This window comes from Nocardia sp. NBC_01499 (genome assembly GCF_045040275.1).
In the GTDB taxonomy this organism is placed as follows: Bacteria; Actinomycetota; Actinomycetes; order Mycobacteriales; family Mycobacteriaceae; genus Nocardia.
In genome coordinates this window covers 9,470,109-9,493,665 of the sequence record NZ_CP109426.1, presented here as the reverse complement: position 1 = coordinate 9,493,665, position 23,557 = coordinate 9,470,109, and the positions used below count along the sequence as shown (strand labels likewise).

Sequence of the window (23,557 nt, the reverse complement as noted above, 5' to 3'; positions counted from 1 at the left end):
ATCTCAGCCTCGCGCACGCTTGGTGCGAATCAGGTCGGCGACACCGTTGATGGTGCTCACGCCGACGATCTCGTCGGGCGCCAAGGCGACACCCAACACATCCTCGAGTCGGGCCCCGAAGTCGATCAATTGCAGTGAGGTGACCCCGCTTTCGATCAGACCGGCGTCCACGGCGATCTCGCCCGACCCGGTGATATCGGCCAGCGTCGAACGCACCACCGCGGCGAGCCGGTCCTCGGTGTCGCGGCCCGTGCTGCCGGTGGCTTCGCTGTCGACGACCTCGTCGACGTCCTTGGCCGCGAGCCACGACGCGAGTTCCTTACGATCGATCTTGCCGTTGGCGTTGCGCGGAAACGCGTCGAGTACAAGCACCGTCGACGGAACCATGTAGTCGGGCAGGCACTTTCGCAGATGGGCCGTCAGCTCGTGCTCATCGATCTCGTGACCGGTCGCCGGTACACACCACAGCGCGAGCTGCCCGGCAGCGCCACCGCTCGGGACGGCCTGCGCCACCGTCTGCTGAACGCCGGGGAACGCCTCGGCGGTCACCTCGACATGGCGCGGCTCGACCCGGAACCCGCGAATCTTCACCATCTGGTCGGTGCGCCCGGCCAGCACGATCTCACCGTCCTCGGTCAGCTTGGCCAGATCGCCGGTCCGCAGCAGGCGATGCCCGTCGTGCCGGACGAACTTGCGCCCGGTGAGTTCCGGGTCACCGAGATACCCCGATGCCACGCCGTCGCCCGCGATGCACAACTCGCCGATCGTGTCCGGCGGGCATTCGTCCAGCGCCTCGTCGCGCACCGTCATCTCGACGGTGGGCATGGGTCGCCCGACCGGGATCTCGGACTCGGACACGTCCGCCGCGGTGATCTTGTGCACCGCGGTCAGCGCCGAATTCTCTGTGCAGCCAAAAGCATTGAACACATCACCATCGACGACGGCGAGCGCGCGTTCGAGGTGCGACGCGGACGGGAAGTCACCGCTGACGATCACCGTGCGCACCTTGTCGAGGCTCTGCGAATGATGCTCGACAAGCAGGTTGAACAGGCCGACGGACAGGTTGAGCACGGTAATCCGCTCGCGCGCGATCAGTCTCGCGAGATCACCGAGCGGCGGCATCTCCTGCGGCGCGACGGTCAAACGGCCACCGCGCAACAGACAGGTCCAGATATCGGTGGTCGACGCGGCGAACGCGGGCTGCGCCAGTTGCAGGAACCGATCCTCCGGTCCCGGGGTGAAACCGGTGAGATGCTGGGAAACCCTGGAAATCCCGCGATGCGCGATCACCACACCCTTGGGCGCGCCGGTCGAGCCCGACGTGAACAGGATGAACGCCGGTGCGGCCGCGGTCACCGCGGACGGCCCCGACTCGGTGGACAACGACGCCGCGGCCGACAGCAGCTCACCGACCGGCAGGCACGCCTGCGCGGGAAATCCGTCGGGCGTCGCGCCGTCGGTCACCGTGACAACGGGCTCGGCGATCTCGAACATCCGCGATTTGTGCGCCGCGGGATGCACGGGATTGAACGGGACCACCACGAGACCGGCTTTGAGGATGCCGAGAAACACCTGATAGGTGGCGAGGCCGCGGTCGAGATGCACCCCGACCCGCGCCCCCGTTGTCAGCCCGCGATCGCGCAACGCCCGCGCGATCTGGCTGCTGAGGTCGTCCAGTTCGGCGTAGGTCAGCGTCGTTTCGCCGTCGGATATCGCCTCCCGTTCGGCGTATTCGCGCGCCGTCCGCACGAATGCGTCGACGATCGTCTCGGTGGTCGCGGCCTCGGTCGAGTCCGTCGCGACGGACTCGGCCGGTGTGGCGGTCAGTGTGTCTTTCATGACGCGGATGTCACCGTTCCTTCCGGTGTTGGTGAGCCTCGGCGGCGCGGCGCCAGGCCGAGGTGCCGCAGGCTGGTCCGGCCGAACGGCGTCGACGGGTCCGCGAGATCCAGCGGCAGGTCGAAGTGATCTCGCTCGGGAACTATCTGCGCGGTGACCGAGACCGACTGCACGGCAAGATATTCCGCGTACATCTCGTGCTGGCGCAGATACGTTCGCGTCTCGTGCCGCCCGGCGGCCAGCAAGATCGAGTCGCACCGTGGCGGCGGCATCCGCAGCGGGCTGCAGTCGCGCGCGGTCTCCGGCGTCAGCCGGACGGCCTCGTTGACGTAGGTCTCCGGGATCTCGGTGAGGTCGTAGAGGCCGCTCAGCAAACACGCGCTGCGGACCCGGGGCGCGTCGGCACCGGCCAGGGCCGCGGCGAGCAGATGCGCGCCCGCGCTGCTCCCCGCGACGTGCAATTGCTCCGGATCGATCCCCAGCATCGGCCCGGTGGTGACGAGCCACTCCAGGGCCCGTGCCACCGAGGCGATCATGCCGGGCACCGTTCGGTCCGGCGCGAGCCCGTAACCCACAGCGACATAAGCACATCCGTGCGCCACCGCCTGCTCGGCGGCGAAGCAGGCGTCATCGATGCCGGACTCCTGCCAGTGACCGCCGTGCACGAAGACGAGCGCGGGTGTCCGCGGCCCCCGGGTCCCTTGCGGAACCGCGGGAAACACATGGCACCGCTCGCCGTGTCCCTCGCCGTACGGCACGGCGATGTGCACGTCCAGGTGGGACCGGGCGGCGTCGCTGTGCGTCCGGTACCGCTGCAGCGATCCGACCGGGTCACGCGCGACCGAACTCGGCGAGTACTCGCGATCGAGGAGAGTCAGCTCATTCATCGGCCTTACGCCCCTCGATGACGCCGTGCGGCGTCCAACCCTCGTTGCGGATCCGCCTGATATCGGCGAAACCGGCTGCGACGAGCCACTCTTCGTGCTCGCGCCACGGGTAGATAGTGGATTCCTCTGACGGCAATGTAGCGAAGTACACATTGTCCAGAGCGGTATAGAGCGGTCCGCGGCCGTCGTCGTCGGCGAACGCGTTGAACACGATCACCCGGCCGCCGGGCGGCAACGCCGCGTGCGCCCGCTCCAGCAACGCCTGATTCTGCTCGGGTGACCAGATCACGAACTGGTGCGCGAACAGCGCCATGTCGTAGCCGAGGGGCAGCGGGTCGCCGAACATGTCGCCGGCGACGACGTCGATCCGGTCGCCGAGTCCGGCGGCCGCGATATTGTCACCGGCCACCTCGACCGCGCCCGCGAGGTCGAACACCGTGATCTTGATGTCCGGGTGCGCCTTCGCCAGCGCGATCGCGTTCACCGCGTCGCCGCCGCCGACATCGAGGATCCTGGTCACGCCGCTGTAGTCCACCTGGTGCAGCAGCACCGGGTTGGACAGCTCGGACCAGGAATGCATGCCGCGGAAGAACAGATTCTCCAGCTCCGGTGTCTGCTCGAGCCTGGTATAGAGGTCGTTTCCCTTACCGGGCAGGTGTTTCAGGCCGAGGTTCTTACCGGTGCGCAACGACTCGGCGTACTCCTTCGCGGGCAGGTAGGACAGCCGCTGCTGGAAGTCGATGATGTTGCGGATGAGCGGCCAGGTGCCGTCCGCCATCGCGGCGTGCAGCATTTCACTCAGCGTGTACTCCGCTCCCTCGCGGTCGGTGAGGCCGAGCGAGGTCGTGCCGAGCAGCAGCTGCCGCGCGGACTTCGGGGGTATGCCGAGCCCCGCCGCGGCCTGGTCGCTGGTGGACGGGCCGTTCAGGTCGAGGTATTCGAACAGTTGCAATTCCGAGGCCGCGCGCAGCTGCTGAAAAGCAGCGAACCCGAACAACACCGGGACAAGCGAGGTGAGGTCGACCGGTTTCGTCAGCTCGGTCTTCAGTTCCGTCATCGTGATCGTGTTCCTCCAGCAGTCGGTGTTCTTACGTTGGTGTCGGCCGCGTCTAGAGCCGGGTGCGGAATGTCCACAGTTCCGGGAAGAAGCGGTGTTCGTTGATGGCACGGAGCCACGGTGCTCCGTCGGTACCCGCGGTCCCGCTCTTGCCGCCGAGCATCCGTTCGACAACGAGCAGGTGGGTGGCCCGCCAGTGCGAGAACTGATACGCCACCTCGAGCATGGCCTCGGCCAGCCGGTGCGCGTCGTGATGCCGGTCCGGCTGGCGATAGATCTCCAGCCACACGTCTTCGACGAGCGGATTCGACTCATGTTGTTCGGCAGGCGGTTTCGCGAGACAGTCGGCCGGAACCGAAAATCCTTGCCGGGCAAGATGTTGCAGGACCGCGTCGTACAGCGACGGCTTGGCCAGCTCGGCGCGCAGCATCGAGTGACCGTCGCGCAAGGCCGCCGTTACCTGACGCTGCGGCCGGTTACCCATCACGAATTCCAAAGCGCGATAAGCGAAGGACTGGGTACCGGAGGCGTCGTTGAGCACATGCCGGAACGCCACGAACTCGTCCACCGACATGCCGTTCATCGACTCCCAGCACGCTACAAGAACCCGCTGCGTGCGGGTGGCCCGCGCCAACGCCAGGCAGGTGCCTGGCACGTCGTCGCGTGCCAGCGCGTCACGGGCGGTGTCGAGGTCATCGATCACCGCGCGGAACAGCAACTCCTTGACGTGACTGATCAGGATGAAGTTCAGCTCGCCTCTGGCTTCGCTACGCGGGACCTGCAACTCGTGCAGTTCGTCCATGTGCGCGTACGTAACGTACTCGGGCGCAACGTATTCGGGAGCGCGGGTCATTGTGTTCCTTCCACGGCGTTGCACAGCGCGTCGACCGCGCGCGACACCTGCTCGCGCGTCACATACAGCGGCGCGAAGGCGAAGCGGATCAGGTCCGGCGGCCGTGCGTCGACGTGCACGCCGCTGTCGGCGAGCGCGGATTCGACCTTCTCGGCCTCGGCGACTCGCAGCGCGAGGTGCCCGCCGCGGCGATCGGCGTCCCGAGGGGAGGCAAGCTGGTTCAGCAATTCCGGACGACGCTCCGCGAGACATTCCAGGAAGTACTCGCCGAGCTCCTGCGAACGCCGGTGCAGCGCATGGATACCCACCTCGACCAACGGATCGAGGGCATGGTTCAGGCCGACGAGGCTGAGCAGCGGTGGCGTGCCGGTGCGGGCCCGATCGATGCCGTCGGCCGGGATGAACGTCTGCGTCATCGCGAACGGCTTCGCGTGCCCGTGCCAACCTGCGAGCGGGAAGTCAACGGTCGTCTGGAGTCGAGTCGGGACGTAGAGGAAAGCCGGTGCCCCTGGGCCGCCGCCGAGGTACTTGTAACCGCAGCCGACGGCGAGATCGACCGCATTCGCGTCGAGATCGACCGGGAGCACACCCGTGGCGTGGCTGAGATCCCACACCGATATCGCACCCTTGGCATGACACAGCGCGGTGATCGGCCGGATCTCGCGCCGCTCCCCCGTTCGAAAGTCGACGGGTGCGGCGAGCGCCGCCGCCACCTGCGCGCCGTTCTCCTCGAGATAGGTGTCGAAGCCGTTGCGCGACTGCACAATCAGCTCGCGGTCGAGCAGCCGGGCCACCGAGGCCGCGATGTACAGATCGGTGGGAAACGACGCTTCCTCGATCAGCAGCACCGGGCGGTCCACCCGCAGGCGACACGCGGCAACCAGCGCGTTGAACAGTGTCGTCGAGGTAGTCTCCCCGGCGACCAGCACCTGTCCCGGCCCGGCACCCAGCAAGCTGCCCAGCTTGTCGCCGACCGTCCGAGGCAGATCCAGCCACCCGTCCTGGAACCAGGCCTGCACCTGGCGCGGCGCCCACTGGCCGGACACGACGCGGTCGAGTTCACCGACCAGGCTGTGCCGTGGCGGGCCGAGCGAGTTTCCGTTGAGGTGAATGGCGCCGTCGGTGGCGAACTCACGCGCGTACTCCGCGAGCGGATCGAGATCATTACGAATTGTCATGTCGCACTCGCTTTCTGGTCGTCGTCGGGGACCCACACCTGCCCGGTGATCCGCACGCGCGCGGTGCCGTCGGTGATCGTGCCGGTGCAGCCGAAAACCGACTCGGCACCGTGTCGCGTCACCTGACGGACCGTCACGGGCGCCGTGCCGTCAGCGGCCAGGCCGAGCCCGGTGACACCGAGCGCGGCGGCCGCCGGTAGGCAACCGGCGTCCTCCGGGATGCCGAACCCGGGTGCGAACACGCAGGCAAGCACCTCCTGTCGATCCGGGTCCCAGCGAAACGCGGTGAGATCGGTGAGCCCGAGTTCGCGCATGCGGTCGAGATCCGGAACCGGCAACGATCGCGGATCCTCGGTGACCCGAACGAAGTTGAACGCCCGGCCGACGCCACCGGCGTGCGGTGTGCCGACACCCCAGCCGAACAACGCGGGATCGTGCGGAATCTGTTGGTGCACAAGAGGTCCCTCGAACGGCACCCGGACCTCGTTGCCGTCGGTCCACAACCATTGGGGGCCTGCCTCGGCGGTGCGCCCGAGGTCACCAGGGTCGAGGTGATCGGTGCCGACCAGACAGGCGGCGACACCGGCAAGGGAGTGCGTGGCGAACGGTGTCTCCCCGTCGCTGTTGAAGATTCGCGAGGCGAAGGTCCGTTGCGTTCGCGAGCACTCGCTGACCAACGCGGTCTCGTCTGAATTACCTTGGCGCGCATACACAGTGGCTTCCGCAACCACGTCGTCGTCACACCGGCCGTCCGGGATGAGCACGTCCAGGGTGCTGCCACGGCCTGGTGCCGCGCCGAACATGTCTACTCGCAGTACCCGCATCACTCGCCTCCCAAATGCTTCTCGGCGAAATCGACGACAACCTGTTCGTCGCCCTGGTACGGCTGGTCGTGGCGCGGCCAGTGCACGACGAGGTCGGTCATCCCGATTTCCGCGAGCTCGCCCGCGGCATCCTCGTAGGCGGCCAGCGAGCTGGTGATCCCGCCGGCGGCCGCGTCGGCGACGAACAGCTTGTTCAAGGTGGCCGGGTCCCGGCCCGCCCGCTCGCACGCGGCATCGACGCCACGCACCTGGTTTCGCAGCATGGGGACGACCTCACGCAATGGCCGCATGCGGAAGTCGTTGGGCGGTCCGGAAGTGACCCAGTACCGCGCGAACTCGGCAGCGAGTGCCATACCCCTCGGCCCGGTCGCGGCCACTGCGAAGGGCAGTCGCGGCGCGTCCCCGGCGCGGGGGTGGAAGTCCACGCCTGCCGCGGTGTACCAGCGTGACACCTTTGTCACGGAGCCTCGGACAAGTACTGCGTCGAGCAGCTCGACGAACGCCTCGAACCGGTCGGCACGCTCCTTGGCGCCGAGGTCGGGGCCGCCGAGGACGCTCGCATCGAATCCGGGTGCGCCGGAGCCGAGTCCGCAGATCAGCCGTCCGCTCGCGATATCGTCGACGGTGACGAGTTCCTTGGCGAGCGCGACGGGATGGCGAAAGTTAGGGGTGGCCACGAGCATGCCGAGGCCGATGGAGTTGGTGACGGTGGCGGCGGCGGTGAGGGTCGGTATCGACCCGTACCACTGGCGATCGGCGAGCCAGCGCCACATCAGGTGGTCGTAGGTCCAGGCGTGGTGGTAGCCGAGTTGTTCGGCGGCGCGCCACCGTTCGGCGGCGACCTTCCACTCGTGCTCGGGCAGTAGGACAATGCCGTGTTTCATCGGTGCGCCTCCTCGAGCCGCATATCCGATACCAGCCGGGCCGCTCGGTCGAGCACGTCGAGGACGCCGGTGAGCAGCGGTCGCATCACCTCGCCCGACTGGTTGGAGACGACCGGATGGTGCTGGCCGTCGACATTGGGGTACAGCCCGTTGTGCTGCAGGTCATCGGTGAGATCCGCGATGCGGGAGTCGAGCTGCGCGACGAATTCGGCGTGGCTCACCGGGCGCCGGACAGTCAGGAAGAAGTTGTCGTACAGATCCTCCTTCTCCCTGGACACGCTCACGCCGGGTGCGCCGGCCGACTGCTGCAACAGCGAGTGTCCGTCCGGCACAAGATGATCGGCGATGTGGCTGTGCGTGATGCCGTTGCGGGTGACCGCTTCGTCGAGCGCCGCACAGGACGGGTCGGCCTGCCACGGCATCTTGCCGCGGAACAGTCGCCGCACCGGCCGATAGTCCGGTGCCCACGTACCGCTGAATGCGGGGTGCTGCAACGCCATTCGCGTTCTGATGTCGGCGTGATAGTGCTCGCGCGGGACGGTGGACGAGTAGAGCAGCATCGCGCTGTAGCCGTCGACGCAGGTGGACAACAGTTCGAGCTCGCGCTCACCGGGTCCGTCGTCTTCGGGGTGATGCCATACGACGTCGCACATCGCCCGCCACAGCAGGAACGAGACCTGGTGACCCGCTATCCAGCGGTACCAGAACAGCCGTTCCTCCTCCACCGGTTCGGTGCCGAAAAGGCTGTACTCCGGCACATCTCGGTCAGCGACCTCGGTCTCGTGAGCCTCATCGGAGGAGCTTTCGAACCCATCGCCCAGCGGCGGCATGAACAGTACGTGTGGCTGCAGCGGGGGCGGCAGCTGCTCGGCAGAATCATCTACAGTGCGGTTACTCACGACCCTGCTCCTGGAAAGTAAAGGAATTCCATTTCGAGGCCGTTGGGATCGATGACGTACAGGCTCTGCATTCCGTCCGCATCGGTGACGATGTCGGAGGGCGCCTCGTCCCTGACCCAGGGGATGTCGGTCGACTCCCGCGCCTTCAGCCAGTGCTCCCGAAGCGCTACGAGGTCCTCCGGCCGGTTCACCGTGATGCCGACGTGTTGGTATTGGTAGCCGAGCGGGTCCGGGCCGTCCTTGGTGTGCTCGGCCCGGTCGAAGACGTGGAACCGCACGTCTCCGGCTTTCAGTTCAACCAGCTTCTCGATTCCCGGCAGTCGCTCGAGAGTGAGTGGCGAGAAGCTGTTGAGCTTCCATTCCACTGTGGCGCCGAGGAATTCCTGGTACCACCTGATCGTGGAGTCCACGTCGTCGGTCTGGATGGCGAGGTGGTGAAATCTCGGCGCGATGTCAAGCCCGTGCATCGGATGCCTTTCCGTCGCGAATGTGCTCGTGATGGGCCCCTCACCGCAGTGGGAGGGGATCGTCCAACACTTTCCATACTCGACGGACGGCGGCGTCCGGACAATCAAATGGGGTTCAAGAAACCCTTAAATCGTTGTCAGACAACAATTATCGACACTTTTCGAAAACCTGTGCCTGCCAGGGGGTTTAGCGATCACCGAACCGGTTATTCCGCCGTACAGCGGGATTCGCGAATCGCCTACCGACACGTAGGTTTGCGGACCGCCGAGCCGGGCTGCCTCGATTGACGAAATATGCGGCGCCGCAACAGGATTCTCACTAGCCTTCGGCGGACGCCTGCTGCAGTGACACACCGGCCTCCCCTGACTGATGCGCACGCTGCCGCAGATCCGGTATCACCGTGACGAGTCCGCACAGCGCCATCGCCGCGCCGATCCACAGCGGTGCGGTGAGGCCGAGCCCCGCGCTGATTCCGATGCCGCCGAGCCACGGCCCGATGACGACACCGATATTGATGGCGGACCCGTTAACAGTGTTGACCAGCGCACCTTCGTTGGACACCGACATCACCCTTGCCGCCATGGCCGGGTTGAGGGGCAGACCGATCAGCCCGAGCAGCACGGTGGCGACGACCGTCGGCGCCTTGTACTCGACCGCGAGCGCGAAAGCGGCGAGCACCAGCATCAACGCGATCAAACCGCCGAACAGAATGGGCCGCGTGTAGCGGTCCGCGAACCGGCCGACGACGGCATTACCAACCACCGTGGCGATACCGTAGGCGGCGAACAGCAGCGGTACCGTCGCCGGTGCGAAATGCGTGGCATCGGTGAAAATCGGTGACAGGTAAGTGAATCCGGCCACGACCGAGCCGATGACGAGGGCGTTCGTCGCGTACGCGCCCCACAGTCGCAGGTTACCGAAGGCCTGGATTTCGGCATGGAAATTCAGCGTCTGCGCGTTGCCGCCGGACGGAACCAGCGCGACGACCGCGGCGATACACGCGACCGCCAACACATCGACCAGCCAGAAGCTCGCCCGCCAACCGAAGTGCTGCTCGATGAACGTGGCCACCGGCAGGCCGACGACCTGGGCGACCATCATGCCGCCGTACAGCACCGACATCGCGCGCCCGCGCCGCTCGGCGCCGACAAGTCGCACGCAGACCGCCGCGCCGACCCCGAAGAACGCCGAGGCGGCCAGCGCGGTCACCACCCGCGCCACCACGAGCACCCAATAGTCTTGCGCCAGCGCGCCGATCGTCTGCCCGACGACGAACACCACGAGCAGCCAGACCAGCGACTTCTGCTGCGCCACCTTCGAGAGGCCGACGATCAGGATCGGGCCGCCGACGACCATGCCGAAGGCGAAGATCGAGACCAGATAGCCGACGGCGGCGATGGACACACCGAGATCACTCGAGATGCCGGGAATGAGCCCGGCGACCATGATCTCGGTCGTGTTGAGGCAGAAAACACCAAGGCCCAGCACGTATACGGCGAAAGGCATGCGTACCTTCCCTACGAGTCGGTCTAGCACTGTTACCGTAAACTAGTTTCCAGCCGGAAATCAACCCCGCGACCGGTGAGGAGAAACCAGTGGCCCATGACGACAACGCGCCAAGCCAGGTACTCGACGGGCAGGACGGGATAGAGAACGCGCTGGCGCACCTGACCTGTGTCCTGGTGGCGCGCCGCACCCGAACCACACCCGAGCGGGTGACCTGGCAGCAGTACGACGTGCTCGAAATGCTGCGCCTGCATGGCCCGATGACGCCGTCGTCACTGAGCGATGCGTTGAGCGTCTCGCGCCCGACGATGTCGAAAGCCCTTCGCGTGCTGAAGGATCAGGGTCTGGTGCAGCAGGCGGCGCTCGGTACCGATCGGCGCGAACAGACGACCTCGCTCACCCCTATCGGACGCGAATTCCTCGACCGCGCAGCCGAATGCAGGCGCGACAACGCCAAGATCGCCGCGTCGGCGCTCACCCCGACCGAACAAGCCGCCTTCGCCGAACTGTGCGGCAAGGTCGCCGAAGCGATTCACGTGGCAGGCCAGCACGCGATATCGTCGTGACCTGCCAAAGGTGCTGAATCTTATATCGCTTCAAGAGGTTTTGACAGTAACTTGAAGATTCTTTGGATGTGCATGGCACGCCGGGCCGGTTATGTTCGATGTATTGGAAATGGGCCGCAGCCAACGTGTTTGCGAACGGCCTGAAACCCATTGCATCGAAGGGAGTTTGCCGTGCCTGAAAACAGCGGCGGCACAATACGCGGTACCGGAGCGAAATCCGCTGTCGTCGGTTTCGATCCGATCGAGCGCGCCTGGGTCACCGGGGAAGCGACGAAACCGTCGTTCGCCACCGCGCCCGTGCTCGACGGCGAGCTGCTCGTCGACGAGGCGTCCCGCGAGGCGGTCGCCACCGACCTCGGCAACATCACCAACCACAAGCCCGCGGCGGTACTGCGGCCGCGGTCGGCGGACGATATCGCCGCGATGATCCGCTTCTGCCGCGCCCATGACATCACCGTGTCGACAAGGGGCAACGCGCACACCACCTTCGGCCAGGGCCTCACCGACGGACTGGTCATCGAGAACCGCTACCTCAACCGCATCCACTCCATCGGCAAGGACGTCGCCGAGGTTGACGCGGGAATCCTGTGGAAGGACCTGGTCAACGCCGCCTACGAGCAAAAGCCGAGGCTGACACCGCCCGCCATCACCGGCTACACCTCGCTGACCGTCGGCGGAACGCTGTCGGTGGGCGGCCTCGGCGGTCTCGTCGGCGCGCTGAACACCGGCTTGCAGGTCGATCACGTGCGCGAACTCGAGGTTGTCACCGGAACCGGCGCCATCGAGCGCTGCTCACCCGAGCACAAGCCCGACCTGTTCGAGGCGGTGCTCGGTGGGCTCGGCCAGTGCGGTGTCATCACCAAGGCCGTGGTCGACCTCGTTCCCGCGACCGAACGTGCCCGCACCTACGTGCTCGAATACACCGACAACGCCAAGTTCTTCAGCGATGTGCGCACGCTCATCGAGCGACCCGCCATCGACCACGTCTACGCCGAGCTGTACTCCCCCGAGTCAACGCCGTCGCACCGGCTGTTCGCGACGGCCCTCTACGACCCGGCGACGCCGCCGAACGACAAGGTCGCCGCCGAGGGCCTGACCACCGAGCCGATCATCGACGACACCACCTACCTCGACTACGTGTACAAGATCGACACGCTCGTCGACGGCATGCGGGAAACGGTGAACTGGGACCGGCTCGTCAAGCCGTGGTACGACGTGTGGTTGTCCGGCGCCGTCGTCGAAGACTATGTCGCCGAGGTTCAGTCGCAGCTCAGCGCGCGCGATATCGGGCCATACGGCATCAGCCTGCTCTACCCGCAGCGGCGCTCGCACATGACCAGGCCCTATCCCCCGGTGCCAGAGGCGAACGGATCCGACTGGGTGTTCGTCCTCGATATCAACACCGTCGCCGAGGCGCCTGGCATCGATCCGGAATTCATCGAGGAAATGCTCGACCGTAACGAGCGAATGCTCGCCCACGCGCGCAAACAGTATGGCGCCGTGCTCTATCCGATCGGCTCACTTCGCCTCACCGCGCAGGACTGGCGCACCCATTACGGCGACAAATGGTCGGCATTCCGGGCCGCGAAATCACGGTACGACCCGAGCGCCATCCTCGCCACCGGTCAGAAAATCTTCCAAGACGAGTAACCGCTTTTCGCCGGAGTAAACCGTCGATTTCGCACTCGTTCAACGACCTCCGAATACGCATTCAGAATCAGAGGAGTAGCCGCATGCCTCCATCCAAGCCCGAGCTGACCGGGACCACCGGTGCCGTCGCGAGCACCCATTGGCTCGCCTCCGCCGCGGGCATGAGAATTCTGGCGAACGGCGGCAACGCCTTCGATGCCGCCATCGCCGCCGGATTCGTGCTCCAGGTCGTCGAACCGCACTTCAACGGGCCGGGCGGTGACCTGTCGATCGTCGCGCATCGCGCGAAAAGCGATGATGTGCAAGCGATCTGCGGTCAGGGCCCGATGCCGCGTGCGGTCAGCATCGATACCTTCAGCGATCTCGGACTGAGCAGCATCCCGGGGTCGGGCCTGTTGCCCGCCTGCGTGCCAGGCGCATTCGGCGGCTGGATGCGGCTACTCGCCGAGTTCGGCACCATGCGCCTCGCGGATGTCCTGCAACCCGCGATCGGCTACGCGGACAACGGTTTTCCGCTGCTGCCGGAGACCGCGCGGGCCATCAACGTGCTCGCCCCGCTGTTCCGCGAGGAGTGGACCGGGTCAGCCAAGACGTATCTGCAGGGTGGCACCGCGCCCGCCGCGGGCAGCCGCTTCCGTAATCGCGCGCTCGCCAACACCTATCAGCGCTTGATCAAGGCGGCGGAGTCCGCGTCGACCGACCGCGAGGCCCAGATCCAGGCCGCGCACGACGCCTTCTACAAGGGCTTCGTAGCCGAGGAGATCACCGAATTCCTCGCCACCGGACCGATGTTGGACGCCACCGGCAGGCGGCACCGCGGCCTGCTGACCGCGGCCGACCTCGCCGACTGGCAGGCGACCGTCGAGACCGCGCCCAGTCACGGCTACGGTCCGTACCAGGTCTTCAAGCCGGGACCGTGGTCGCAGGGTCCGGTGTTCCTGCAGCAGATCGCGCTGCTGAACGGATTCGATCTGCAGAAGATGGGCCAGGGCAGCGCCGACTACCTGCACACCGTGACGGAGTGCACGAAGCTCGCGATGGCCGATCGCGAGGCCTGGTACGGCGATCCCAACTTCAGCGACGTGCCGATCGCCGGGCTGCTCGACGAGGACTACAACCGGCAGCGGCGCGCACTGGTCGGCGACCGCGCCGACCTGACCCTGCGGCCTGGTTCGCCGGGTGGGCGCACCTCGTTCATTCCCGATCGGTCCGAGCCGGACTACCCGGCGGCCGAGACGGAGTGGATGTCCCAGCTGCGCAACGGATTACCGACGATCCTCCAAGAGACCACGACCAAGGGCGACACCGTCACCGTCACCGCCGTCGACCGGCACGGCAACATGGTCGCCGCCACGCCGAGTGGTGGATGGCTGAAGAGTTCGCCCGCGATCGCGAGCCTCGGCTTCCCGCTCGGCACCCGCGGGCAGTGCGGCTACCTCGCCGAGGGACACCCGAACTCGCTAGCACCCGGCAAGCGGCCGCGGACGACGCTCAGCCCGAGTGTTGTCCTGCGCGACGGGCGTCCGTACGTCGCGTTCGCCACCCCCGGTGGCGACCGGCAGGACCAGTGGACCTTGCAGTTCTTCCTCAATGTCGCCGACTTCGGGCTCGACTTCCAGGCCGCGACCGAAACCACCGCCTTCCACACCGACCAGGTCCCCGCGTCGTTCACTCCGCACGCGCACCGGCCCGGCGTCCTGGTTGCCGAGGAGACCTGCGATCCGGCTGTGGTCAAGCAGCTCGAACAGCGCGGCCACGAGGTCGACCTCGTGCCCGCGTACTCGCTGGGCCGGGTCTGCGCGGCCGGGTTCACCGACGACGCGGAGTTCGTCAGGGCCGCGGCGAGCCCGCGCGGCCGCCACGCCTACGCGGTAGCCGAATAGCGCTGGGCAACAATATTTTTCGAAAGGAACAACGATGACGACCACCGAGCACCAGCCGGAGATCATCGAACTCACCGATGAGCAGCAACGCAGGGAGTGGCAGGCGTTCACCCTGTCCGACCTGCCCGAGATGATCAGTGCGATGCACGTCTGCCACGCGGTACGTGCGATCGCCGACACCCCACTGCTTGCGCGGCTCCGGTCCGGCCCACGCCGGGCCGACGACGGCCTGCTGGCCGGAATCGACCCCGATATGGGACCCGGTTTCCTGCGCTACCTGGTCAATCGAGGCATCCTCGAAACCCGAGGCGAGGAGTTCTTCCTGACCCGGCTCGGCGAGTTCCTCACCACCGATGTGTCCCTGGCCCGCCTCGGCGTCTACGTCGACGCGTACGGCATGGTCACCAGCAGGACCGGCGATCTGCTCACCGGCAAGGCCGTCTACGGCAAGGACGTGATCCGCGACGGCGGCAAGCTCGGTGCCCACTGCGACACCCTGTTCTCCGCCTTCCATACACCGACACTGCTGACCGCCATGCGTGGCCGCAACGTCACGCGCATCCTCGACATCGGTTGCGGCGGCGGGCAATTGGTAGTCGACGCTTGCCTGCGCGACCCTTCGCTGACCGGTATCGGCCTGGACATCGATGCCGACGCCGTCGCGGTGGCCAACGAGCACGCGCGCACCTCGGGCGTGGCGGATCGGGTCAAGTTCGTCGTCGGCGACGCCTTCGCACCGAAGACCTGGCCGAAGGAATGCTTCGAGGCCGACGGGCTGTGCATGATGAGCGCGCTGCACGAACACTTCCGGCACGGCGAGCAAGCCGTCATCGACCTGCTGAACGAGATCTCCTCGACCTTCCCCGAGCTGAAGATCCTGCTGGTCGGCGAGCCCGAAATCCGTTATGACAGCAGGGAAAACGACGACGACTTCTTCCTCATCCACGTACTGACCGGCCAGGGACTGCCCCGCGACCGTTCCGCCTGGTTCGACGTGTTCGAGAAGTCCGAGCTGACCTGCCGCCGCATGTACACCCGACCGGAAGCCGGGCCTCGCCTCTGCTTCTACGACCTTGCGGCCAGGGAGGAGGCCACGTCGTGACCATGACAATCTCCGCCATCGAGACCGACATCGACGTCTTCTCGACCGAAGCACTCCTCGACCCGGCCCCCTACTTCAAGAAACTGCGCGACGTCGGGCCCGTCGCCTATCTGACCGAACACGATATGTACGGCCTGTTCCGCTACGAGCAGGTACGCGCGGCGCTCGTCGACTGGGAAGGGTTCAGCTCCGCCCAGGGCATCGCGATGAATCCGACCGCCAACGAGCTGTCCGACGGCTCGATCCTCTCGATGGACCCGCCCCGGCACAAGGCGCTGCGCAGGGTGCTCGACGACGCCCTGCGCCCCAAATACGTGCGCCAGGTCGCCGACAGTATCGAGCAGCTCGCCGATGACCTCGTCGATGAGCTGATGGCGCGCGAAGAGTTCAACGGTGTCACCGATTTCGCGGCCAAGCTGCCGGTTGACCTCGTGATGGACCTGATCGGCTTCCCGCGCGACGAACAGCGGGACAAGATCCTGGTCTGGGCGCTCGGCGCGTTCAATTACTTCGGACCGCCGGGTGAGCGTCAGCTCTCGACTTTCCCCGACGTGCAGGCACTCATGCAGTACCTGGTCACCGACGCGACCCCGGACAAACTGCTCCCCGACAGCTTCGGCCAAATCGTCTGGGAGGCAGCCGATCGCGGCGAGATCAGCGAGAACGAAGCCTTGATGACCATGAGTGCCTACGCCTGCGCCGGGTTGGACACCACCATCGCCGGGGTGGCGAGCACCCTGTGGCTGCTTGCCCGAAATCCGGAGCAGTGGAAGGCAATTCGAGAAGACCCCGACCTCGTCCCAGGGGCTTTCCTGGAGGGCATCCGGATGGAGACACCGATCCAGTCCTTCTCCCGGGTCACCACCGCCGACATGGACATCGACGGTGTGACGATTCCCGAGGGCGCCAGGGTCCTGCTCTCCTATGGCGCGGCCAATCGGGACGAGCGCCAGTACCCCGACCCCGACGAGTTCCGAGCGGACCGAAACCCAACGGACACAGTCGGTTTCGGCTTCGGCGTGCACAACTGCCCCGGCCGCACCCTCGCCTCGATGGAGGCGAACGCGCTGTTCGTCGCACTCGCCAAACGAGCGACCACCCTCGAACTCGCCGGCGACCCGCACCGGACACCGAACAACATCACCCGGGGGCTCGACACCCTGCCCATCCGCATCTCCTGAGGGAGCGAGCATGCGAGCGGCACAAATCGTCGAGTGCGGCGCCCCACTCGCGCCGCGCGAGCCCCTTCCGCGATGAGCGATTTCAGCACCAGCGGCATCACCGTCATCGACCGCTTCTGACGCGGACCGGGAGGACTTCGTGGATACCTCGGGTAGCACCGTGGGCCTAGCGGCCCGCAAGTTCCTGTCCCGGGCGCCGGGCGATCCGGCCGCCCCGTTCGGCGGTGCCAAGGCCTCGGGCGTCGGCCGGGAAATGGGACGTGCCGGGCTCGACGCGTATCTGGAACCGAAGACGGTGTGGGCGACCCTCGCGTGAGAGACGACATCGAAAGGACAGGACGATGTGTGGAATCGTCGGTTGGGTAGATTTCGATCGTGATCTCACCGCCGAGCGCCGAGTTGTCCAGAAAATGGTGGACACCATGGCATTTCGTGGCCCGGATGCCGAGGGGATGTGGCTGCGTCCGCATTGCGCCCTAGGGCATCGGCGGCTCTCGGTGATCGATCTCGAGGGCGGCAAGCAGCCGATGGTCACGCCGGAGACGCTGCCCGACGGGACACCGATGGCCGGGATCAGTTACAGCGGTGAGGTATACAACTTCACCGAACTGCGCGACGAACTCACGGCGCACGGTCACCGCTTCGCGACCAGGAGCGACACCGAGGTCGTCTTGCGGGCGTACCTGGAGTGGGGCGTGGACTTCGTCGGACGGCTGAACGGCATGTTCGCCTTCGCGATCTGGGACAGCCGCGTCGACGAATTGCTGTTGTACCGGGACAGATTGGGCATCAAGCCGCTGTTCTACTACCCCACCGCGAACGGCGTCCTCTTCGGGTCCGAGCCGAAAGCGATTCTCGCCCATCCGGAGAGCCGAGCGGTCGTGACGCTCGATGGGCTGCGCGACATTCTGTCCTTTGTTCGCGTTCCCGGGCAGACACCGCTGCAAGGCATGTACGAGGTTCGTCCCGGACACGTTCTTCGGGTTCGCGCCGGTCGGCGGACCGAGCAGAAGTACTGGCAGCTGACATCCCGGCCGCACACCGACGATATCCCCACGACCGTCGGCAAGATCCGAGAGCTGTTGGAAGACATCGTCTCTCGCCAACTCGTCGCCGATGTTCCGCTGTGCACCCTGCTGTCCGGCGGTTTGGATTCCAGCGCGTTGACCGCGATCGCGCAGCGCGGGCTCGCCGGGGATGCGCGCATCCGCAGCTTCTCGGTGGATTTCGAAGGACAGGTGGAGAACTTCGCGTCGGAGCCGCTGCGTGAGGCGCCGGACCAGCCGTTCGCGGAGGAGTTGGTGCGCCACGTCGGCACCGACCATCAGACGATCTTGTTGAACAACGCGGATTTGGTCGCCCCGAACGTCCGGTCGGCGGTGTCGCGGGCCTGGGATCTCCCCTACGGCGACGGCGATCTCGGCCCGTCGCTCTATCTGTTGTTCAAAGCGGTACGGGAGCAGTCGACCGTCGCGCTTTCCGGCGAATCCGCGGATGAGGTCTTCGGCGGCTACCTGTGGTTCCACGACGAGAAAGCCGTGCAGGCCAACACCTTTCCCTGGCACGCACTCGGCGAGCGGTCCGTGATCGAGCAGTCAACGGCCTTCCTTGATCCCGATCTGATTGCGCAGCTGAACCTTTCGGAGTACATCGCCGATCAGTACGACACGGCTCTGCGCGAAGTTCCGCACCTGGCCGGCGAGACCGGACACGACCGGCGGATGCGGATCGCGAGCCACCTGAATCTGACCAGGTGGCTTCCGGTGATGCTGGACCGCAAGGACCGGTTGAGCATGGCCAGCGGGATCGAGGTTCGTGTTCCGTTCTGCGACCATCGTCTGGTCGAGTATGTGTTCAATGTGCCGTGGTCGATGAAGACGTTCGACGGACGGGAGAAGAGCCTCTTGCGCGCCGCTACTGCGGACCTATTGCCGGAATCGATTGTGAAACGCCGCAAGGCACCGTATCCCTCCACCCAGGATTCCGGCTATGACCGGGCGATCAAGCAGATACTCGGCAAGATTGTCGCCGAGCCGAGCGCACCGGCGTTGCGACTGTTCGACCTCGACGCGATCGATAAGCACCTCAACGCGCCGGTCGACCGTGCCTCGTCCATGCCGGAAAGGGGGCTATACAACGAAACCCCGATTCGCCTCGCCGAGTGGGTATCCGACTACTCGGTGCGCGTAATGATATAATTTCCATTTGGAAACTAGTTGGGATCACGCTGAGGGGAGTGGGTATGTCGGATCGAGGCGGACGGCGCGCGAACGACAGTATTACGCTGCAAGGCGTCCGAGAGAACAACCTGAAGAACGTGTCGTTGGAGATCCCGAAGGGGCGGCTGACCGTCTTCACGGGTGTCTCGGGTTCCGGAAAGTCGTCGCTGGTCTTCGGCACGATCGCGGTCGAGTCGCAGCGCCAACTCAACGAGACCTTCCCCTGGTTCATCCGCAACCGGCTGCCGAAGTACGAGCGCCCGCACGCCGAGGGCATGTCGCATCTGTCCACCGCGATCGTGGTCGACCAGCGACAGATCGGCGGCAGTTCCCGATCGACCGTCGGCACCATGACCGAGATCAATCCGATTCTGCGCGTGCTGTTCTCGCGGCACGGAAAACCCAGTGCGGGCGAGTCGACCATGTACTCGTTCAACGTTCCGCAGGGCATGTGTCCCGAATGCGAAGGGCTCGGCCGCACCGCGCGACTCGACCTCGACCTGCTCCTCGACAAAAAGAAGTCGCTGAACGAGGGCGCCATTACGTCGCCGTTGTTCGCCGTCGGCGGCTATCCGTGGATTACCTACGCCCAATCCGGCGTGTTCGATCCCGACAAGCCGTTGCAGGAGTTCACCGAGGAGGAATGGGAAAAGCTGCTGCACGGCGGGGGTTTCAAAGTCAGGCGCCCCGGCAAGGACGTCACGCATTCGAATGAATACGAGGGTATTGTCGTCCGGTTCAATCGGCGCTACCTCAAGAACGGCCTCGACGCGCTGAAAGAGAAGGAGCGCAAGGACGTTGAGCTGGTCGTGCGGACCGGCACCTGCGAGGTGTGCGGCGGCGGGCGGCTCAACAAGGCCGCACTCGCGTCGAAGATCAACGGCAAGAACATCGCCGACTACGCGGCCATGGAAGTGAGCGAACTGATCGTCGAGCTTGGGCACATCGATGATCGGGTCGCCAAGCCCGTCGTCGAGGCCGCGACCAGGGCGCTGGAGCGGTTGGAGTCGATCGGGCTCGGCTACCTCAGTCTCGGCCGCGAGACCTCCACCCTGTCCGGCGGCGAGGGCCAGCGGCTCAAGACGGTGCGCCACCTCGGCAGCAGCTTGAGCGATCTGACGTTCATCTTCGACGAACCGAGCGTCGGCCTGCATCCGCGAGATGTGCACCGGCTCAACGAACTTCTCGGTGTGCTGCGCGACAACGGCAACACCGTGCTCGTCGTTGAACACAACCCGGACGTGATGGCCGTCGCCGATCGCATCGTCGACATGGGCCCCGGCGCCGGTTCGCACGGCGGCGAGATCGTGTTCGAAGGGACGTACCGGAAGCTCCTGAGCGCCGACACGCTCACCGGTCGCAGGCTCCGTGAGCACACCGGCCTGAAGGAAGATGTCCGCGCGGCCACGGGCTCGCTGAACATCGAGAATGCCAAGCTGAACAACTTGCAGGACGTCTCCGTGCGTATCCCCGCCGGTGTGCTCACCGCGGTGACCGGCGTGGCGGGCTCCGGCAAGAGTTCGCTCATCTCCGGCGCTTTCGCCGAACAGCACCCGGATGCGGTGATGGTCGACCAGTCGGGTATCGGCATCTCCTCGCGCTCGACGCCCGCGACCTATGTCGACATCATGGACACCGTCCGCACCCTGTTCGCGAAGGCCAACGACGCCGATCCCGGACTGTTCAGCTTCAACTCCACCGGTGCCTGCCCGGCCTGCAAGGGGCGCGGCGTCATCGAGACCGACCTCGCCTACATGGACCCGGTCACCGTGATCTGCGAGGTGTGCGAGGGCAGCCGATACAACCCAGAGGCACTCTCGAAGACGTTGCGCGGCAAGAACATCGCCGAAGTGCTGGCGCTCACCGTCGAGGAGAGCCTGTCCTACTTCACCGAGGAGAAGGTGACCGGCAAGCTCGCCATGCTCCAGGAGGTCGGGTTGGCGTATCTGACGCTGGGCCAACCGCTTTCGACGCTGTCGGGTGGCGAGCGGCAACGCCTCAAGCTCGCGCACCGGCTCCAGGACACCAGCAGCGTCTTCGTGTTCGACGAACCGACGACCGGCCTGCACATGGCCGACGTCGACCGGTTGCTCGCCCTGTTCGATCGCCTTGTCGACGAAGGGAATACGGTCATCGTCGTCGAGCATGACCTCGAAGTCGTCAAGCATGCCGACTGGGTGATCGACCTCGGGCCGGACGCGGGTCGCCATGGTGGTCAGGTGCTATTCGAAGGCACCCCACAGCAACTCACGTCGGACAAGCGGTCGGTCACCGCCGAATACTTGCGGGCCGACCTCGAACGAGGAGACCGCTGAGGCTCAGCCGAGTGCGCGGTCGGCCAGCGCGGCGACGACCGGGGTGAGGGCCTTGGCGTAGGTGACCGTCAGATGGTTGTCGTCGCGGTAGATCAGGTTGTTGCGGTTGATGAGTGGGCAGCGGTCGGCGGTACAGAACAGGTCGGTGAGGTCGACGTACTGACCACCGCCCGCCGTCGCCGCGGCCCGCTCGGCGGCGATGCCCGCGTCGTTCACGGCGACCTGGCGCGTCGGCGCGCAGGCCAGCGCGTCGTCGAGATGGTCGGACACGCAGGTCGGCGCGGTGCTGTGCGGGTCCGGAATCGGTCCTAGGACAAGGACATTCGCACCGGTAGCGCGTAGCTGCGTGGTCAGGCGGGACAGGCTGTCGATCCAGGCTTGGTCGTAGGTGGTGAATCCGAAGTCGCCGCCGTAGCGCCGGGACATGCTCAGCACGATCAGCCGTGGATGCTCGGCCTGCAACCTGGCCAGGATCTGGTGGCGCCACTGCACGCATTCGGTGTACTCCCGGCCCAGGTAGGGGCTGGTGATGGGCAGTTCCATCAGCGGACAGGTGACCTTGCTCAGCGTCTCCAACCGCCACTGCCGCTGCTCGGCGACCTGCTCGAAGGCCGGGCTCCACATCGCCGCATGCGAATCCCCCACCAGTGCCACCGTAGTGGGCGAAGCGGGATCGCCTGAGACACACTCGGGCTGTCCGAGGTCGAGCCATGAACGCACGCAACCGTTTCCGAATACCGCCGCCTTATCGCCCGGCGCGTCGGCGAGGGCCGGGGAGAGATTCGACGGAACGGCATGCGGCTCAACCGATGCCGCGATGGCGGCCTGCACCTGCGCGGTCACCTGCCGCACCGCCGCGTCGTGCGGATCGACGGCTTCCGACGGTGGCGCGGGTGCCGCCATGACCGTGAGGGCCTCGGCCGCCGCCCCATGACCGACCGGGACGGGCACGAACACCAGCAACCCCACCCCGACGCCGACGGCGACCGCGGTGACGACGCCACCGCTGGCGAGGCTCCAGCCCGCCGAACGCCGCAACGGTGCCGCGAACCGGACGGGATCCTCGACGAACCACAGGGTGAGCATCGCGAGGCCACCGGCCGTCACGACCGCGCCCACCGCGCCGACCGCATCGAGGCTGTGCCCGAGCAGCCGCGGCGCGAGCAGCAGCACCGGCCAGTGCCACAGATACCAGGAGTAGGAAAGGCGGCCGAGTGACCGCAGCGGCGTCACCGACAGCGCTCGACCGACGCCCCAGCGGGTCCCGGCGCAGCCTGCGGCGATGACCAGTGCCGCGCCGAGGACCGGCAGCAGCGCCGCCGTGCCGGGAAATGGTGTCCGCCCGTCTAATCGGGTGCAGGCCAACACAATCAATGCCAGCCCAAGCCATCCGGCGACCGTTGCCAGCGATTCCGGCAACCGCCGCCAGACCGGGACCGAGAGCGCGACGATGCCGCCGAGGGCCAGTTCCCACGCGCGGGCGGGCAGTGCGAAGAACGCCCACGGCGGCAGGGTGCGCGTCCAGTTCAGCGAAACCGCGAACGAGGCCGCGGCGACCAGCGCGAGCACAAGCAGATACGGGACGGGCGAGGCGTCGGCTCCGGCCCTGTGCCGACGATGCGCGAACCAGGCGACCCCGATGATCAGCGCGGGCCACAGCAGATAGAACTGCTCCTCCACGCCCAGCGACCAGTAGTGCTGGAACGGTGAGGGCGGTGCGTCGGCATTGAGGTAGTCCGTGCCGTTGAGCGCGAGCCGATAGTTGCCCGCGTACAACGCGCTCGCGATCCCGTCACCGAGAACAGCGCGCGCCTGCAATGGCGGCAGCAACACCGCAGCACCGACCGCCGTCGCGACCAAGACAATGCCAGCGGCAGGCAACAATCTGCGGGCCCGCGCGCCATAGAACCGTGCGAGTCTTATCGTGCCGGTGGCCGCCACTTCACGCCACAGCATTCCGGTGATGAGAAAGCCGGAAATCACGAAAAAGACGTCAACACCGACAAATCCGCCGCCGACACCGAGCACGCCGACATGGAAGACAACGACGGCAAGCACCGCGACAGCGCGCAGCCCCTCGACATCAGGCCGGAACCTCGCGCGCGCGGACCGCACGCGGTTTTCCGGGTCCGCCGAGTCGGCCTGCCGCACCATCAATCCACCGGGCGCAGTCCCTATCATGGGACGCATTCTTACCGACTCTTGCCGACAATGTCGCAACGACATTTGATAATGAAGTCGCACTG

The 23,557-nt window shown here is 66.2% G+C and carries 19 protein-coding genes; 8 read left to right on the top strand and 11 right to left on the bottom strand.

The window, feature by feature from the left end; all coding sequences use genetic code 11:
* Positions 1–3: 3 nt before the first annotated feature.
* From OG203_RS43145 to OG203_RS43100, 10 genes are all read right to left on the bottom strand, one after another.
* Positions 4–1,839, bottom strand: coding sequence for a non-ribosomal peptide synthetase (locus tag OG203_RS43145; protein WP_405162964.1), 1,836 nt, complete (start codon positions 1,837–1,839; stop codon positions 4–6).
* On the bottom strand, positions 1,836–2,726 hold the full coding sequence (locus tag OG203_RS43140; protein WP_405162963.1) for an alpha/beta hydrolase: 891 nt from the start codon (positions 2,724–2,726) through the stop codon (positions 1,836–1,838). Before OG203_RS43140 ends, OG203_RS43145 begins: the two co-directional genes overlap by 4 nt.
* A complete protein-coding gene (locus OG203_RS43135) occupies positions 2,719–3,783 on the bottom strand; it encodes a methyltransferase (protein ID WP_405162962.1) in 1,065 nt (354 codons plus the stop codon). The genes OG203_RS43140 and OG203_RS43135 overlap by 8 nt, the downstream gene beginning before the upstream one ends.
* 52 nt (positions 3,784–3,835) lie before the next feature.
* Positions 3,836–4,636, bottom strand: a complete 801-nt coding sequence (locus OG203_RS43130; RefSeq protein WP_405162961.1) for a tryptophan 2,3-dioxygenase — start codon at positions 4,634–4,636, stop codon at positions 3,836–3,838.
* Positions 4,633–5,814 carry an aminotransferase class V-fold PLP-dependent enzyme gene (locus OG203_RS43125; protein ID WP_405162960.1) on the bottom strand — a complete coding sequence of 394 codons (1,182 nt, stop codon included), beginning with the start codon at positions 5,812–5,814 and terminating at the stop codon, positions 4,633–4,635. Before OG203_RS43125 ends, OG203_RS43130 begins: the two co-directional genes overlap by 4 nt.
* A complete protein-coding gene (locus OG203_RS43120) occupies positions 5,811–6,638 on the bottom strand; it encodes a phenazine biosynthesis protein PhzF (protein ID WP_405162959.1) in 828 nt (275 codons plus the stop codon). Before OG203_RS43120 ends, OG203_RS43125 begins: the two co-directional genes overlap by 4 nt.
* The gene (locus OG203_RS43115; RefSeq protein ID WP_405162958.1) at positions 6,638–7,522 is read right to left on the bottom strand and encodes an LLM class flavin-dependent oxidoreductase; all 885 of its coding nucleotides are present in this window, start codon (positions 7,520–7,522) and stop codon (positions 6,638–6,640) included. Before OG203_RS43115 ends, OG203_RS43120 begins: the two co-directional genes overlap by 1 nt.
* Complete coding sequence (locus tag OG203_RS43110; protein WP_405162957.1) at positions 7,519–8,421, bottom strand: L-tyrosine 3-hydroxylase; 903 nt, start codon at positions 8,419–8,421, stop codon at positions 7,519–7,521. Before OG203_RS43110 ends, OG203_RS43115 begins: the two co-directional genes overlap by 4 nt.
* Entirely contained in the window at positions 8,418–8,888 is a 471-nt protein-coding gene (locus OG203_RS43105) for a VOC family protein (protein ID WP_405162956.1), read from the bottom strand. The genes OG203_RS43110 and OG203_RS43105 overlap by 4 nt, the downstream gene beginning before the upstream one ends.
* 319 nt (positions 8,889–9,207) lie before the next feature.
* Positions 9,208–10,395, bottom strand: a complete 1,188-nt coding sequence (locus OG203_RS43100; RefSeq protein ID WP_405162955.1) for an MFS transporter — start codon at positions 10,393–10,395, stop codon at positions 9,208–9,210.
* A gap of 89 nt (positions 10,396–10,484) precedes the next feature.
* On the opposite strand from OG203_RS43100, the gene OG203_RS43095 reads away from it, so the two are divergent.
* The 8 genes from OG203_RS43095 (at position 10,485) to OG203_RS43060 (ending at position 21,311) form a co-directional block, all read left to right on the top strand.
* Positions 10,485–10,961 (top strand): MarR family winged helix-turn-helix transcriptional regulator, encoded by a 477-nt coding sequence (locus OG203_RS43095; RefSeq protein ID WP_405162954.1) that lies wholly within the window; start codon positions 10,485–10,487, stop codon positions 10,959–10,961.
* 171 nt (positions 10,962–11,132) lie between these two features.
* Positions 11,133–12,611: an FAD-binding protein gene (locus OG203_RS43090; protein WP_405162953.1), complete on the top strand. Its 1,479-nt coding sequence runs from the start codon at positions 11,133–11,135 to the stop codon at positions 12,609–12,611.
* A gap of 83 nt (positions 12,612–12,694) precedes the next feature.
* Positions 12,695–14,494 (top strand): gamma-glutamyltransferase family protein, encoded by a 1,800-nt coding sequence (locus OG203_RS43085; protein ID WP_405162952.1) that lies wholly within the window; start codon positions 12,695–12,697, stop codon positions 14,492–14,494.
* 34 nt (positions 14,495–14,528) lie between these two features.
* A complete protein-coding gene (locus tag OG203_RS43080; RefSeq protein ID WP_405162951.1) occupies positions 14,529–15,596 on the top strand; it encodes a methyltransferase domain-containing protein in 1,068 nt (355 codons plus the stop codon).
* Between the two features lie 2 nt (positions 15,597–15,598).
* A complete protein-coding gene (locus OG203_RS43075) occupies positions 15,599–16,777 on the top strand; it encodes a cytochrome P450 (protein WP_405168183.1) in 1,179 nt (392 codons plus the stop codon).
* Positions 16,778–16,916: 139 nt separating this feature from the next.
* A complete protein-coding gene (locus OG203_RS43070) occupies positions 16,917–17,093 on the top strand; it encodes an aldehyde dehydrogenase family protein (protein ID WP_405162950.1) in 177 nt (58 codons plus the stop codon).
* A gap of 25 nt (positions 17,094–17,118) precedes the next feature.
* Positions 17,119–18,975 carry an asparagine synthase (glutamine-hydrolyzing) gene (asnB, locus tag OG203_RS43065; RefSeq protein WP_405162949.1) on the top strand — a complete coding sequence of 619 codons (1,857 nt, stop codon included), beginning with the start codon at positions 17,119–17,121 and terminating at the stop codon, positions 18,973–18,975.
* A 44-nt stretch (positions 18,976–19,019) separates the two neighbouring features.
* Positions 19,020–21,311, top strand: coding sequence for an ATP-binding cassette domain-containing protein (locus OG203_RS43060; RefSeq protein WP_405162948.1), 2,292 nt, complete (start codon positions 19,020–19,022; stop codon positions 21,309–21,311).
* 3 nt (positions 21,312–21,314) lie between these two features.
* Here the strand turns inward: OG203_RS43060 and OG203_RS43055 are convergent, their stop codons facing one another.
* Positions 21,315–23,465, bottom strand: coding sequence for an SGNH hydrolase domain-containing protein (locus tag OG203_RS43055; protein ID WP_405168182.1), 2,151 nt, complete (start codon positions 23,463–23,465; stop codon positions 21,315–21,317).
* Between the last annotated feature and the right edge of the window lie 92 nt (positions 23,466–23,557).

Excerpts from the sequence above, each read along its gene's own strand:
- OG203_RS43130 (WP_405162961.1), bottom strand. The coding sequence starts at position 4,636 with ATGACCCGCGCTCCCGAATACGTTGCGCCCGAGTACGTTACGTACGCG.
- OG203_RS43100 (WP_405162955.1), bottom strand. The coding sequence starts at position 10,395 with ATGCCTTTCGCCGTATACGTGCTGGGCCTTGGTGTTTTCTGCCTCAAC.
- OG203_RS43115 (WP_405162958.1), bottom strand. The coding sequence starts at position 7,522 with ATGAAACACGGCATTGTCCTACTGCCCGAGCACGAGTGGAAGGTCGCC.
- OG203_RS43140 (WP_405162963.1), bottom strand. The coding sequence starts at position 2,726 with ATGAATGAGCTGACTCTCCTCGATCGCGAGTACTCGCCGAGTTCGGTC.
- asnB (WP_405162949.1), top strand. The coding sequence starts at position 17,119 with ATGTGTGGAATCGTCGGTTGGGTAGATTTCGATCGTGATCTCACCGCC.
- OG203_RS43120 (WP_405162959.1), bottom strand. The coding sequence starts at position 6,638 with ATGCGGGTACTGCGAGTAGACATGTTCGGCGCGGCACCAGGCCGTGGC.
- OG203_RS43080 (WP_405162951.1), top strand. The coding sequence starts at position 14,529 with ATGACGACCACCGAGCACCAGCCGGAGATCATCGAACTCACCGATGAG.
- OG203_RS43105 (WP_405162956.1), bottom strand. The coding sequence starts at position 8,888 with ATGCACGGGCTTGACATCGCGCCGAGATTTCACCACCTCGCCATCCAG.
- OG203_RS43135 (WP_405162962.1), bottom strand. The coding sequence starts at position 3,783 with ATGACGGAACTGAAGACCGAGCTGACGAAACCGGTCGACCTCACCTCG.
- OG203_RS43060 (WP_405162948.1), top strand. The coding sequence starts at position 19,020 with ATGTCGGATCGAGGCGGACGGCGCGCGAACGACAGTATTACGCTGCAA.
- OG203_RS43085 (WP_405162952.1), top strand. The coding sequence starts at position 12,695 with ATGCCTCCATCCAAGCCCGAGCTGACCGGGACCACCGGTGCCGTCGCG.
- OG203_RS43145 (WP_405162964.1), bottom strand. The coding sequence starts at position 1,839 with ATGAAAGACACACTGACCGCCACACCGGCCGAGTCCGTCGCGACGGAC.
- OG203_RS43125 (WP_405162960.1), bottom strand. The coding sequence starts at position 5,814 with ATGACAATTCGTAATGATCTCGATCCGCTCGCGGAGTACGCGCGTGAG.
- OG203_RS43055 (WP_405168182.1), bottom strand. The coding sequence starts at position 23,465 with ATGGTGCGGCAGGCCGACTCGGCGGACCCGGAAAACCGCGTGCGGTCC.
- OG203_RS43075 (WP_405168183.1), top strand. The coding sequence starts at position 15,599 with ATGACAATCTCCGCCATCGAGACCGACATCGACGTCTTCTCGACCGAA.